This window comes from Bacillus sp. Cr_A10 (assembly GCF_029222665.1).
Taxonomy (GTDB): domain Bacteria; phylum Bacillota; class Bacilli; order Bacillales_A; family Planococcaceae; genus Psychrobacillus.
The window spans coordinates 159,361-173,593 of sequence record NZ_JARHXR010000013.1; the positions used below are offsets into that span (position 1 = coordinate 159,361).

At 35.8% G+C, this 14,233-nt stretch carries 14 protein-coding genes and 2 other RNA genes; 5 read left to right on the forward strand and 11 right to left on the reverse strand.

The annotated features are described in order from the left end of the window. The first annotated feature begins 43 nt into the window (after positions 1-43). Both P2Q73_RS14875 and P2Q73_RS14880 read left to right on the forward strand, forming a co-directional pair. Positions 44-433, forward strand: a complete 390-nt coding sequence (locus P2Q73_RS14875; RefSeq protein ID WP_082355274.1) for a DUF485 domain-containing protein — start codon at positions 44-46, stop codon at positions 431-433. Next, the gene (locus tag P2Q73_RS14880; RefSeq protein WP_275788659.1) at positions 430-1,953 is read left to right on the forward strand and encodes a solute symporter family protein; all 1,524 of its coding nucleotides are present in this window, start codon (positions 430-432) and stop codon (positions 1,951-1,953) included. The genes P2Q73_RS14875 and P2Q73_RS14880 overlap by 4 nt, the downstream gene beginning before the upstream one ends. 116 nt (positions 1,954-2,069) lie before the next feature. Here the strand turns inward: P2Q73_RS14880 and gltS are convergent, their stop codons facing one another. After that, positions 2,070-3,260: a sodium/glutamate symporter gene (gene gltS / locus P2Q73_RS14885; protein ID WP_275788662.1), complete on the reverse strand. Its 1,191-nt coding sequence runs from the start codon at positions 3,258-3,260 to the stop codon at positions 2,070-2,072. After that, entirely contained in the window at positions 3,257-4,219 is a 963-nt protein-coding gene (hutG, locus tag P2Q73_RS14890) for a formimidoylglutamase (RefSeq protein ID WP_275788665.1), read from the reverse strand. Before hutG ends, gltS begins: the two co-directional genes overlap by 4 nt. 128 nt (positions 4,220-4,347) lie before the next feature. On the opposite strand from hutG, the gene P2Q73_RS14895 reads away from it, so the two are divergent. Then, positions 4,348-5,229 (forward strand): LysR family transcriptional regulator, encoded by an 882-nt coding sequence (locus P2Q73_RS14895; protein WP_056828651.1) that lies wholly within the window; start codon positions 4,348-4,350, stop codon positions 5,227-5,229. A gap of 215 nt (positions 5,230-5,444) precedes the next feature. Here P2Q73_RS14895 and P2Q73_RS14900 read toward each other — a convergent pair whose 3' ends face one another. Genes P2Q73_RS14900 through P2Q73_RS14925 form a run of 6 tightly spaced genes read right to left on the reverse strand, consistent with a single transcriptional unit; the run spans position 5,445 to position 11,080 of the window. Continuing rightward, the gene (locus P2Q73_RS14900; RefSeq protein WP_275788668.1) at positions 5,445-6,752 is read right to left on the reverse strand and encodes an MFS transporter; all 1,308 of its coding nucleotides are present in this window, start codon (positions 6,750-6,752) and stop codon (positions 5,445-5,447) included. A gap of 56 nt (positions 6,753-6,808) precedes the next feature. Continuing rightward, entirely contained in the window at positions 6,809-7,987 is a 1,179-nt protein-coding gene (locus P2Q73_RS14905) for a thiolase family protein (protein WP_056828655.1), read from the reverse strand. A gap of 19 nt (positions 7,988-8,006) precedes the next feature. After that, positions 8,007-8,762, reverse strand: coding sequence for a 3-hydroxybutyrate dehydrogenase (locus tag P2Q73_RS14910; protein WP_275788671.1), 756 nt, complete (start codon positions 8,760-8,762; stop codon positions 8,007-8,009). Continuing rightward, positions 8,759-9,721: a 3-hydroxyacyl-CoA dehydrogenase family protein gene (locus tag P2Q73_RS14915; protein WP_056828658.1), complete on the reverse strand. Its 963-nt coding sequence runs from the start codon at positions 9,719-9,721 to the stop codon at positions 8,759-8,761. The genes P2Q73_RS14910 and P2Q73_RS14915 overlap by 4 nt, the downstream gene beginning before the upstream one ends. 35 nt (positions 9,722-9,756) lie before the next feature. Then, positions 9,757-10,410 carry a 3-oxoacid CoA-transferase subunit B gene (locus tag P2Q73_RS14920; protein ID WP_056828661.1) on the reverse strand — a complete coding sequence of 218 codons (654 nt, stop codon included), beginning with the start codon at positions 10,408-10,410 and terminating at the stop codon, positions 9,757-9,759. Further along, positions 10,394-11,080, reverse strand: coding sequence for a CoA transferase subunit A (locus P2Q73_RS14925; protein ID WP_275788676.1), 687 nt, complete (start codon positions 11,078-11,080; stop codon positions 10,394-10,396). The genes P2Q73_RS14920 and P2Q73_RS14925 overlap by 17 nt, the downstream gene beginning before the upstream one ends. 199 nt (positions 11,081-11,279) lie before the next feature. Here P2Q73_RS14925 and P2Q73_RS14930 point away from each other — a divergent pair, with 199 nt between their 5' ends. Next, positions 11,280-11,885 (forward strand): TetR/AcrR family transcriptional regulator, encoded by a 606-nt coding sequence (locus tag P2Q73_RS14930; RefSeq protein WP_275788677.1) that lies wholly within the window; start codon positions 11,280-11,282, stop codon positions 11,883-11,885. 126 nt (positions 11,886-12,011) lie between these two features. Here P2Q73_RS14930 and ssrS (P2Q73_RS14935) read toward each other — a convergent pair. The 3 genes from ssrS (P2Q73_RS14935) to P2Q73_RS14945 form a co-directional block, all read right to left on the reverse strand. Then, positions 12,012-12,206: non-coding RNA, 6S RNA (gene ssrS / locus P2Q73_RS14935), on the reverse strand. Between the two features lie 132 nt (positions 12,207-12,338). After that, positions 12,339-12,533: non-coding RNA, 6S RNA (gene ssrS / locus P2Q73_RS14940), on the reverse strand. Between the two features lie 53 nt (positions 12,534-12,586). After that, positions 12,587-13,120 carry a YhcN/YlaJ family sporulation lipoprotein gene (locus tag P2Q73_RS14945; protein ID WP_275788680.1) on the reverse strand — a complete coding sequence of 178 codons (534 nt, stop codon included), beginning with the start codon at positions 13,118-13,120 and terminating at the stop codon, positions 12,587-12,589. A gap of 216 nt (positions 13,121-13,336) precedes the next feature. Here P2Q73_RS14945 and P2Q73_RS14950 point away from each other — a divergent pair, with 216 nt between their 5' ends. After that, complete coding sequence (locus P2Q73_RS14950; protein ID WP_275788682.1) at positions 13,337-14,230, forward strand: PucR family transcriptional regulator; 894 nt, start codon at positions 13,337-13,339, stop codon at positions 14,228-14,230. The last annotated feature ends 3 nt before the right edge of the window (positions 14,231-14,233 follow it).

Here is a 14,233-nt window from a genome sequence, read left to right on the forward strand (position 1 = left end):
GAATTTTCCAAAAACTGATTCGGAATTAATGGAGGTATGGAAAATGGCAAAGAATTTAGAAAGCGTTTACATTTCAGATGACCACAGAAACAGTAAAACTCTTTCAAAAGATGATGCTCAAAAAACATCAACAAATTACACAGCTATTGCACAAAGTCCAGAATTCAAAGAATTAAAAAGAAAAAAGAACAGATTCATATTACCAATGTCATTATTCTTTTTTGTATGTTATATCACCCTACCAATTTTGACTTCCTACACAACAATTTTAAACGTTAATGCTTTTGGAGACGTTTCTTGGGTATGGGTTTATTCGATTGCACTATTCATTATGACTTGGACGTTATGTATGATCTATGTTAGAAAGGCAAACACGTTCGATCAAGAAGCAAATGACATTTTAGAGAAGGAAAAGGCTGGTGGATATAAATGAGTCTAATTGGTTTATCATTCTTTGTAGGTATTGTGGCATTAACTTTATACGTTACGTATATCGCTTCTAAACGTACTAATTCAGCTAGTGAGTTTTACACTGCTGGTGGTGGTTTGTCTGGATGGCAAAACGGAATCGCAATTGCTGGAGATTATTTATCAGCCGCATCCTTCCTTGGAATTGCTGGTGCAATTGCACTTTTCGGATTTGATGGTTTCTTCTATAGTATTGGTTATTTAGTAGCTTATTTAGTTGTTTTATATATTGTTGCCGAGCCTTTACGTAACTTGGGTCGATATACACTCGCAGATATGATTACTGCCCGTTTTAATCAGAAGAAAATCCGTGGGGCTGCAGCAATTAGTACTTTAACAATTGTTTTATTTTATATGATCGCTCAACTTGTTGGGGCTGGCGCACTTATTCAATTATTATTAGGTATTGATTATTGGATTGCTGTTCTAATCGTTGGAGTTATGATGACTGTCTATGTTTTATGGGGAGGAATGGCAGCTACCAGTTGGGTTCAAATTATCAAAGCTGTTCTATTAATGGTTGGTACTGTCATTATTTCTTTCTTAGTTTTATGGCATTTCAATTTCAATATATTTGGTATGTTTACAGAAATGAAAGGCGCAACATCTCACGGAGAAGCATACTTACATCCTGGGGTAAAATATACAAATGGTTTAGACACGATATCTATGATGATTGCATTAGTGTTAGGTACTGCAGGATTGCCTCATATATTAATGCGTTTCTTTACAGTAAAAGATGCGAAGACTGCTCGTAGCTCAGTTATATACGCTACTTGGATCGTAGGAATCTTTTACATTTTAACGATTTTCCTAGGTTTTGGTGCAGCAGCTTTAGTAGGTTCTGAAAAAATAATGGGAGCAAATGCAGCTGGAAATATGGCCGCCCCGCTTCTAGCACAAGCCTTAGGTGGCGACATTTTAATGTCTTTTGTCTCTGCGGTAGCATTTGCAACTATTTTAGCAGTAGTTGCAGGACTAGTATTATCAGGCGCTTCTGCTTTTGCCCATGATTTATATGGACAAATCTTCAAAAAAGGTAAAGTAACAGAAAAAGAACAAATGAAAGCAGCACGTTTAGCTTCAGTTAGTGTTTCTGTAATTTCCATTATATTAGCATTAGGTGCACAAAACATGAATGTAGCTTTCCTAGTTTCACTTGCTTTCTGTATTGCAGCAAGTGCAAATTTACCTGTAATTATTTATACAATCTATTGGAAAAACTTCAATACGACAGGTGCATTGACAGCAATTGTTACTGGACTTGTCGTTGCCCTTATCTTAGTAGCATTAAGCCCTAACTTATGGGCAGCGGATGGTTCTATGACTTTTACAGGTGAAGCATTATTTCCATTAACAAATCCTGCGATTATATCTGTTCCAGCCGGTTTTATCGGCGGTTGGGTTGGTTCTCTAGTCGGTGCTCGTGCTGATCAAAAGAAATATGCAGAAGTTGATGTTAAAGCAAACATTGGTTTAAAATAATTACTGAATAGTTTTATGTAATTAAGAATGAAAGTGGCGTTAAACTTGTTCCCTATAATCTAAAACATAAAATAAAAAGAAGCAAAGAGCAATTCGGCTCTTTGCTTCTTTTATTGTTATTGAAAAAGATTTATAGTCGTGATAATGATTGGCATTGCAAAAACGTCAATTAGGAATGCACCTACAATCGGTACAACCAAATATGCTTTTTTAGAAGGACCAAACCTTTCCGTTACAGCTGCCATATTTGCCATTGCATTTGGTGTTGCACCAAGTCCATGTCCAGTAAAACCAGCAACCATTACAGCTGCATCGTAATTTTTTCCCAATAAGCGAAACAATACGAATATACCAAAAAGGACGATGAAAACAACTTGTACAAAAACAATAGCTAAAATAGGTAAAGCTAAATCAGCTACCTCCCATAGTTTGATGCTCATCAAAGCCATCGAAAGAAAAATACCTAATGTAATATCTCCTACTAAACCTATACTTTGCATATCTACTATTTTAGGATTTACTTTGTCTACTATATTTCTGACTATTACTGCCACAAACATTGCACCCACATATCCTGGAAGTACAAATCCAGTTGCCGAAGAGAACAAGCTACCTAAATAAGTTCCTAATGCCATACAGAAAGTGATGAGGAATAATTGTGTAAAAAACGTATTCGTTTGTATTGGCTTGTTACTTTCCAATGGGTTTACTTCCTCAACTTCCTCAAGTTCTGTAGATTTCAAACCATACTTAGAAACGAGGAACTTCACCACAGGTCCTCCTACCAGCCCTCCAGCAACTAGCCCAAATGTTGCTGCAGCTACCCCGATAGATAACGCTGAGTTTATACCGAGATCTTCCACAGTTTGGCCAAACGCTGTAGCCGCTCCATGACCACCTTCCATTGAAACTGCTCCTGCCATCATACCGATAAGCGGATGAATATCAAATAAATAGGCCATCGAAACTCCAATTGTATTTTGGGCAAGGGCTAAAAAACCACATGCCAGCCAATAAATAACGAGTAATTTCCCTCCTAATTTTACTAGCTTAAAGCTTGCACCTAGCCCAACTGTTGTGAAAAATGTGAGCATAAATATTCCTTGTAATGATGTATCCAAAGTAATTTCTAATAACCCTAGAGCTTTCGCTATGGTTGCAACTAAAGCAAAAAGTAATCCTCCTACTACCGGAGCAGGTATACAAAACTTATTTAAGAAACCAATATTTTTTACTAAAAACGTACCTAGCACTAATAGAGCTATGGCAAGAAAGATAGTAGTAACTTGATCTAATGCTAGTGTCATTTAATATCCCTCCTAAGAAAACTTGTGATTGCTTCATTTACTAAATACGCACCTAGTTTTACAGTACGGTTATGTTCGTCTAAAAGAGGATTCACCTCTGAAATATCAAAGGATAATGTTTTTTTATGTGCTGTTACATTCCTTATAATAGATCGCACAATACTTGGATCTAAACCAAATGGTGATGGAGCACTTACACCTGGGGCAAAAGCAGCGTTCAGAACGTCTGCGCACAAAGTAAGAATGATATAATCATTTTCTTCTATAAAATCGTTTAGTGTTTCATTTACTTTGTCTATTTGACTTACATTCATACTTTCCTCAAGGATATACTGAACGTTCAATTCATCCGCTCGGTCAAAAAGCTCCTGCGTATTCCCAAAACGCTGAATGCCAACAACACAATAACTACTGTTTGAATCTTGATCCAATATTTGCTTAAACATAGTACCAGAAGAGGGTTGCTCATCATATGATCTTAAATCAAAGTGAGCATCGATATTTATAATTCCTAGCTTTGCTTGTGAGCCAATATAGTTACGTGCACCGAGATAATGTCCGTAAGCGGTTTCATGTCCGCCACCTAAAATAATTGGAGTCATTTGTTTGTTTAAAACTTTTGTAATTGTTTCTCCAAGTTGACATTGAGCATCTTCTAAGTTTTCTTCAATACACGTAACTGACCCGATATCCGCAAGTTGCTTGTGTGAGGGAAATAACCACGGTAAGTTTGCTAGTTCAGATCGAAGAGCGTCTGGAGCTTTTGCTGCACCAACTTTACCTTTATTTCGTCTAACCCCTTCCTCACTTTCAAATCCGATAATGACACAAGTTTCTTTGTTAGGTTTATAATCATCCATCTGAGGTAACTCTATGATTTGGTGATATCGAAAGCTAGATCTATTTTCACGATGATCGGTCCGACCAGACCAAATACCGTCCTTCACTTTATTTAACATGCTGCACGTCCCTTCTTAATTCTTTCTATTTATATTTTCTAAATTATATAAGAACTCATTTATTATTTCTAATATATAATTGTTATAAATCTATAGCTTTAAACTATATATGTACGGAGGAAATCCAAATGGACTTAAAACAACTCTCTTATTTTGTAACAATAGTAGATCAAATGAGCTTTTCCAAAGCTGCTCAAATACTTCATATTTCACAACCTTCTCTAAGTAATGCAATTAAAAGCTTAGAAGGTGAATTAGGATTTCAAATACTTGAACGGAGTACTAGGAATATAGGAATAACTGAAGCGGGACATATTTTATATAAAAGGGCCGTGCATCTTTTATCCGAGATGGAAATTGCAAAAAAAGAAATGGGAGAAGTCAAACTTATCGGGAGTGGAGAACTTCAAATAGGAATGATAGAATCCGCAAAACATTGGATACCAAAAGTGATTCGGCCATATATAAAAGAGTTTCCAGATATTCGAATTAAATTAACGGAAGTATTAAGTGGAGCTGATGTAAAAAGCTCCTTACGAAACTATGAAACACACCTTATTATTACCAATCAATTTATCGAGGAAGACGATATTACAACCATTCCTTTATATCACGAAAAGCTTGTTTTATTACTTCATACTAACCACCCACTTGCAAAGCTTGAATATATAGAGCTAAAAGACTTGGTAGGAGAACCATTTATAATAAGTAGCGAGGGGTTTCAAACTAGGCATGATGTTTTAAATTTCTTTAAAACTGAAAATATTATACCTACCATAAAATATGAGATTGAACGTTTTGAAACTGCATTAATTTTAGTTCGTGAAAACTTAGGCATTACACTAATACCTGAAAACTATTTGCAAGGACCTTATGATTACTCAATAGTTAAAAGAACCATTGATTCTATAGAAATAGATCGGACCGTTTATTTGACCTATTTAAAAAATCGTTATGTATCCCCTGCTATACATGATTTTATTAACCGAACTAACTCTTATTTTAATTAGATTTATGAGTCTTAAATGTTATTACTTCCACTTAAACTGCTTCAGTGTGTAAAATTGCACCACTTTAAGGAAGTATCCAAGATATGCGCATTACACGCCGCAAGAGTGCGACGAATGGACTCGCGCTGACTGCACGTCCTTGTGTTTGGCTTGCAAGGCGCAAATACAAATTAAAAAACCGGTCCCAAAAAGGAACCGGTTTTTATAATGGAAATTTAATTAGCTTGGACTTCTTTTAGCTTTTCTAACTTTCTTTCTGAAGCTAATTTTAATGACATTAATGTTACTCCTCCTATTGCAAGCAGCCCTGCAATAATAAACATACCTGAAGTAAACGCTACAGCTCCTAGAATCATCGGACCAACAAATCCTCCTAAAGCTGCAAATGAATTAACTAAAGCAATTCCAACAGGTGCGGTAGATTCTGTAAAGAAGAAAGTTAAATATGCAAAGAAACAACCAGTAAATCCATATAGCCCAGCAGAAGTTATGGCTAACATAAGGACCATCATAAATACACTATTGGAAAATCCGCAACCTATAAATCCTATGATCGAAATAAGGAAACATACAAGTAAATGTGATTTATGTGCATTCGTTCTATCAGCACTCCAACCAACAAATAGAATAGCAGGTATACCGACAACAGCAGGAATCATAGCCAACCAACCTATTTCTAAGTTAGTAGTCGCTGTTGCAGATAGAGATTTAATAATAGTTGGCATCCAGAAAGATAATCCATATATTCCTGTATATGCTGCGAAATAAAGTAACGACAGCTTCCAAACTTTTGAGTCTTTTAACATTTCTCGTTTTGAAACTTTGTTTACCATTAAGCTTTGTTGTCTTTCAGACTCTAGTTCTCCTTCTAACCAATCCTTTTCTTCTTGAGACAACCATTTAGCATTTGCTGGTCTGTTTGTTAAATAGAATATAACAATGAATCCTAGAATAACTGCTGGAATACCTTCTAAAATAAACATCCATCTCCACCCAGACATAGATAGCCAAGAGATATTATCTAGAATCCATGTCGATACAGGTGCTCCAATGAGTCCCCCAACTGGTAAAGCGAGTAATAATACGGCCGTTGCTTTTCCTCTTTCACGGGCTCTAAACCAATAAGTTAAATACAATATAATACCTGGGAAGAACCCAGCTTCAGCAACACCTAATAAAAAACGAAGAATGTACAAATGAGTTGTTGTTTGTGCAAAACCAGTTAAGACAACTATAATACCCCATGAAAACATAATACGTGCAATCCAAACCTTTGCGCCAATTTTGTGCATAATCATATTACTTGGAACTTCAAAGAAGAAATAACCAATAAAGAAAATACCTGAAAGAAGTCCGAAAACTTCCGCTGTTAATGCTAATTCCGCGTTCATTTGCAACGCTGCATAACCTAAATTCACTCGATCTAAGTAGGCTACAATATACAAAACTAATATAAATGGTAAAATGCGAAGCATTGTTTTATTTATCGTTCTTTTTTCAAGTGCATTAACTGTTTGAGTCATTTTTTTCTCCCCTTTGTGTGATCTTTTACTACATTCTCATTCCCCGTCGCAGCTTTTTAGTTCACGTTTTCCAAAATCATCGCAATACCTTGTCCCCCACCAATGCAAAGCGAAGCTAGCCCATAACGGACATTTCTTTTCTTCATTTCAATTGCTAATGAATAAGTAATTCTCGTACCACTAGCACCTACAGGATGTCCAAGTGCAACTGCGCCACCATTCACGTTTACTTTTGATGTATCCAAGCCTAGTTCTTTAATCACCGCTAATGATTGTGCAGCAAATGCCTCATTTAATTCAAACAATCCTATATCATCTAAAGTTAGACCAGCTTTTTCTAATGCTTTTTTGCTTGCTGGAACAGGACCAATACCCATAATTTTTGGATCAACACCTGCCACTCCCCAAGAAACAATCTTTGCTAATGGCTTTAAGTTATGCTCTTTTACATATTGCTCAGAAGCAAGTAATACAGCTGCAGCTCCATCATTAATTCCACTTGCATTCCCAGGAGTTACCGTGCCATCCTTCTTAAATGCTGGCTTTAACTTCGCCAATCCATCTATTGTTGCACCTTCTCGAATATGCTCATCAGTATCAAATGTTACTTCTCCTTTTTTACCTTTTATCGTAATCGGCACTATTTCTTCCGCGAAGCGGCCACTATCTCTCGCTTGTATTGCTCTCTCCTGGGATTGAACTGCAAACGCATCTTGTTCTTCACGGGAAATATCATATTGTACTGCTAAGTTTTCAGCTGTCATCCCCATCCCGCAACCAACATATTTATCTGTTAAAGTATCCCAAAGCATATCTTCTACTAACGGCGCTTTGTTAGGCGAGCCGAAACGGGTTCCCCTTAATACATGCGGAGCTAAGCTCATGCTTTCAGTTCCTCCAGCAACTATTACATTTGCATCCCCGACCGCAATTGCCTGTGCTCCTGAGACAATGGATTGTAAGCTCGATCCACAAAGTCTATTTAGTGTTAGTGCACTAGAGGATTCTTTCATTCCGCTTTTTAGTCCAATATGTCTTGCTAGGTAAGCAGAGCTACCACTTGTTTGGATAATATTTCCGAAGATGATTTCATCTATATCAGAAGCTGGTATTCCACTTCTTTTAATAGCTTCTCCTGTAGCTGCTACACCTAAATCGATATCACTCACATCTTTTAGTGAACCTCCAAAAGTTCCAAAAGCTGTTCTTGCACCATCAATAATATAAGTTGTCATTTAATATCCCCCTTTGTCTTTACATTCCACCTGAAACACTTAAATGTTCACCTGTAATTCCACTTGCCTCATTTGCTGCAAGATACGCCACACCTGAAGCAACCTCTTCAGGGGAGATAAAGCGTTTCATCGCTTGTCTTGGATACATAATAGTCTCTAATGCTTCTTGTTCTGTTTTTCCAACACTTTTTAAATCGTTTAACTGTCTTTCAAGTAAAGGAGTAAGTACTGGACCTGGTAATATGGAGTTAGCGGTAATATTAAATGGTGCACCTTCTAATGCTGTCACACTTGTTACGCCTATCACACCATGTTTTGCTGCAACATATGCTACTTTTTCAGGACTCGCCAACCTTCCATGAATAGAGGATATATTGACAATCCTTCCAAATTGATTTTTCTTCATGTAAGGAAAAACATGTTTCGTCATTAAAAATACTCCGGTTAACATAACGTTGATAAGTAGATTCCACTTATCTAACGGAAACTCCTCAATTGCTGATCTATACTGTAGTCCAGCATTATTTATTAGAACATCGACGGAGCCTTTTTCCTCTACAATTGCTTGTATAACAGCTTGAACGTTTTCTTCATTTGTTACATCTAGTGCTATCCCTTTCGTGTTTTCTCCTAATTCTTTCGCTACTTTTTCTGCTGCTTCTTGATTTAGATCGGCAACGTATACGAAGTCATTCTGAGTAACAAATTTTTGGGCGATGGCATATCCCATTCCCCCGGCACCACCCGTCACGATAACTACTCGTTGCTTACTCATAAGTTGACCTCCTCTTTTGCCTTTAACTCGGATTGGGTGTTAAGAAGATGTTTAATCAGTTGAGAGTCCCTTTCTTTTACATATCCATCAAAACTTTTACCAGGATATTCATAAAATCCTTTACCTGCTTTAACACCAATTGCTCCTGATTCAACCCTTTCCTCAATTGCTTTAAACTCTCTAACATTCGATTCAATTTTCGATTGAAGGCCATCTAATACAGCCTTCCAAATGTCCAATCCTCCAAAGTCTAAAATCTTCAACAGACCGCTAGAGGAAAAACGGAACCCAGGTCCTTGGAAGATTGCTGTATCTAAATCTTCTTCACTTACAATCCCATCTTCAATTAAAGCCAGTGCCTCTCTTACAATAGCTACTTGGATTCTATTTGCTACAAGACCATCGATCTCTTTTTTCACTTCAATCGTCACCTTATTGTTTGATTCTAAAAAATCTTTTACTTCATTAAACACATGATCACTTGTCTCATTTGACCTTAGAAGTTCCACAAGCGGAACAATATGTGCAGGGTTGAAGAAATGAGTCAATATTGTTCTATCCTTATGTTTCTTAACGTCAACCGTAATGTCTGAAAGTTTTAAACTTGACGTATTGGATGCTAAAATTGTATGTTCTGCGCAAATGTCATCTAATTGTTTAAAAAGCTTTTGTTTCAAAGTTAAATTTTCTGATACACTTTCTATTATTAAATCGACATCCGCTAAATCATTAATGTTCGTTGTAAAAGAAATATGAGATAACACTTCATGATCGCTGTATCTAATGTCATATCCTTCCGCACGAAATAAATCTAAGTAAATGTGAAATTTCCCCTTTGCTGTTTCAAGCATTTCTTCAGAAATATCCGTTAGCGTTGTTTGCACTCCATTAATAGCAAATTGAAAAGCAATTCCAAACCCCATCGTTCCAGCACCAATAACTCCTAAATGATTTATCAACCGTTTATCCCCCTCGTTGAATGTTTCGCTCACTATTAAATCTCTATTGGACTATTTAAATAATCTAATGAAATACCTACCTTTTCACTCAATTGTTCTAAAGACATATCTCCCAATAACTCTACTACTCTAGGACCTTCTTCCGTGAATTTAATAACAGCATATTCACATACAAACAAATCTACTTTTCGAATCCCACTCGTTTTATACGTAAGTTCCCTCACTAATTTTGAAGTTCCATCCTTCGCAAACAATGTAGCCGCTACTATTACCTTTTTTGCACCTGTCACTAAATCCATTGCTCCCCCAACACCTAAAATGGGTTGGTTGGGTACTGCCCAGTTAGCAATTTCTCCATGGACATCAACTTGGAGAATACCAAGTACTGCAACATCCACATGACCGCCTCTAATTAATGCAAATGAATCTGCACTACTGAAAAAAGAGGCACTTTTTAAATACGTTACAGGCTCTTTTCCAGCATTAATCAAATCAATGTCCAAATTATCTTCTGTTGCAGGTGGTCCCATTCCTAATAATCCATTTTCCGTTTGTAAAAATACCTCTTTATCTTCTAAATACTCGGATACGATTGTAGGAATACCAATTCCTAAATTCACGATTTGACCATCTTCTAGCTCTTCCGCAATTCTCTTTGCAATGATATGTTTTTTATCTAGACTCAACATACTCACTCCCTACTTTGGAATATTTACTTTGGATGACATAATCGACATAAGCATGAGGGGTCACAATGTATTCAGGATCCAATTCCCCTACTTCTACAATTTCATCAACTTCTGCAATGACAATCTTACCAGCAGTTGCCATCATCGGATTAAAGTTTCTTGCAGTGGTGTAATATACTAAGTTTCCAAGTCGATCTGCTTTTGCTGCTTTAATAATGGCAACATCGCCTTTAATAGCCTTCTCAAAAATATATCTTTCTTCATCAATTACACGTTCCTCTTTACCTTCACTTAATTCAGTTCCTACTGCCGTTTTTGTGTAGAACCCCCCGATGCCGGCCCCGCCACAACGAATTGCCTCAGCAAGTGTACCTTGTGGTAATAACTCAATATCTAATTCACCTTTAGACCAAGCAATTACTGCCTCTCTATTAATAGAAAAAAAGGAACCGATTGCTTTTTTTATCTTTCCTTGCATGAACAACTTATGAAGTCCTTGCCCCAAGTCTCCTAAATTATTACTGACAACTGTCAAATCTTTTATATCTGTTTCTAATAATTCATCGATAATCGTAAGAGGTGTTCCTGATAAACCAAATCCACCAGTTAAAATTTGATCGCCACTTTTAAATAACTTTCGAATTTCCTTTGAATCAATTATTTTGTTCAATGTTATCCCTCCACTTTATAGTTCAACTAATAGAAAGCGCTTTCTTTTTTTAGAAAACTAAAATAGAATTAAATAAGTTTTAACTGTACAAAAAATTTAATCGAATTGTTTTAGTATATAATGAGATACACAAAATTAGACCGCAGTCTAATATTAAAATATTTGTGAGTATTCTGTCAATAATAGTTGGAGGTAATTTATGATTGAACGTGTAAAAAAACAGCGTAGAGGGGAAGAAACAAAGGAAAAAATTCTAAGAGTTGCACTAAAACTTTTTGCGGAAAAAGGGTTCACCAAGGTAACAGTAGATGATATTGTGAAAAAAAGCGGAACATCTAAAGGCTCTTTTTATCAGCATTTCCGTTCAAAATCCGATATTTTTTTAGTACGTTTTACCGAAGTGGATCATTATTATGAGGAAGTTTATAAATCCTTTCCCGACGACATGGATCCGATGGAAAAGTTGTCTATTTTCTCTCAAAAGTTAATGCGCTTTCTAGACGAAGAAATGGGAAAAGACTTGATGAAAGTAATTTATAGTGCAGCATTAGAAAACAACGAGCATAAATATTTTCTAGATTCAAATCGTTCACTCTTTAAAATCATCCGCTCATTATTAGAAGAAGCTATTACAAAGGGAAAACTCCATCTTGAGCTTTCCTTAGATGATGTTTCGACAATAATCACCCAATCCTATATGGGCACAATTTATCATTGGGGTTTACAAAATACCGATCGTAGCTTAGAATCGTTTTCCATCCCAATTACTAAAGCAGTTCTTGACGGATTAACGATGAAAAGTTAGAAAGAGGAATCTCTTGATTGCCAATCAAAAAGAAATGGAAAGGAAAATTCTTTCTTTTTTCTCTCTATCCATAGAGGAATACAAAAAGACCGGCTCCCATGGGAACCGGTCATTACTATTTATAATTAGTCAGCCGCCTTTGCCGTACTTACATAAGAAAGTTTTAAACCACCACTCCTCAAAGTGGGTGTTCGCAAAAACTATCCTGCATGTCCTCATTGTCTTAAGAGAATGAAGCCTGTCATTCCAGTTTTTATATAAAACTCCCTGTTACAGCATAAAGGTTAAAACTTAATATTTATACGTGCAATGCAGCTTGTATACATATAATAAACCTATTCTCAACTATTTTCAACGGTAATTGCTACCAACACATTATGCTAGCCTTCTGAGTCCCTAAGTCAATAAAACAAAAAACACCATCCGTTAAGATGGTGTTTGAAATGTACATTTAAGGAAGCCGCCTTTGCCGTACTTACATAAGAAAGTTTTAAACCACCACTCCTCAAAGTGGGTGTTCGCAAAAACTATCCTGCATGTCCTCATTGTCTAAAGAGAATGAGGCCTGTCATTCCAGTTTCTATATAAAACTCCCTGTTACAGCATAAAGGTTAAAACTTAATATCCATACGTACAACGCAGCTTGTATTTATATACTAAACCTATTTATTACTTTTTTCAACGGTAATGCATTCCAGTAATTACTTTGCTTCTGGGAACACTCTGTTAATTGTATCTGTAAATCCTTCCATCAATCCCTCTACAGGCTCATTTGCTCTAATTTTATCTCCATATTCAGTTATTTCTTGAGCAAAGTCTGGGTTTGTTGACACATATACATTATCGAAGTTTCCATTTGTTGCTTTTGCTTGATCGGCAATTTTACTTTTAAGATCGTCATTTTCATTAACTCCTTCTTTTAAAAGGACCCCAACATAAGCATTGTTATTTGTCACAATAACATTGGCGCTTTCCACTTCTTCCATTTCTGCAATTTTACTCGCAACGTCATCTGCTAATTCTAGCTGTTGATCTCCATTATTTCCATTTGTTCCGTTATCCTCATTAGTTTCAGTACCTGTTTCATCGTTAGCAGTATTTGTATCTACCGTTTCGTTAGTTGTTACATCATTATTATCATCATTTGCATTATTGTCGTCATTATTAGCCGTTCCACACCCCACTAAAGAACTAATTAAAAGCAAAGTCATCGTTACTTGTAATATTTTATTCATTTTTAAATCCTCCTTCATCATGTCATAACGATAGGATGAGTATTTTTAACCGAGATATTCTTAGGAGAATAAAGTATTTTTATAAAGTGCTTATTTACGTTTTCGCTAATCGTCTTTTGTTATTTTTCTCATTATGATTAAATGATAATATAATCTAAATCTCTTTTTTTATCCCTGAAATTACTCTAATACTTTTAAGAAAGGAGATTCAACTAATTGAAAAACGAACTAACTATACTATTTCCATCCATTCAAATTCTGTCCGAATATCCTACTAAATTAGAAGAAGAAGTGTATATTTTCCACAATCCGTATTTGAATAATTGGTTACAAATAAACAAATCGGAAGTCTCCCGACGTGAATATTCATTACTTGCATCTCTCTATTCAGAAGTAAGTTTAGATCTATCAACTAATCAAACTGTTTCCATGAAATGGATGAATTTTCTACTTGGAGATGGTCTTGCTCCTGTAAAAACTGAAACTGATATTCGAGTCATTCAAATTCATTTTAAGAAAAATGTTAATGAAGCTGATTTAGAAGAAGCTGTTCATGTATTTTTTGGTGATGCTATGCAATTTGTTTTTGTTTCTTCTCAAAATGCGTTACTCATTGAGGAAAAGTCTTCATATGTTCAAACAACGGAGGATTTTGCTTCTTTTATTGCTGCACTTGAAAGTGATTTCTTTATAAAAGCAAAGTTATATATCGGGAAGTTTCACCAAACCAATATGCTATTTTCTGTTCATTTCTCTACAGAAAAAGAATGGTTTCAAAAAGGCATCTCCGCCAACCATGCGGAAAGAATTTATACATTGGAAAATATTTTTCCCTTTAACTTGATTGAACAAATGTCAGAAGAAATGAAACATATTATTCGCAAAGAGATTCTCAATCCAATTGAATATGATATGGAGTTACTACAAACAGTCCACCAATTTTTTGAAAACGGCTTTAATGCATCTGTCACAGCCAAGAAATTACATATTCACCGAAACACGTTCCATTACCGTCTAACTAAATTTCAAGATATTACAGGAATATCCGTTCGTAGTTTTGACGGTGCCCTTATTGCTTACTGTGCAAGCTTAATTGCTAACAATCGTTAAATC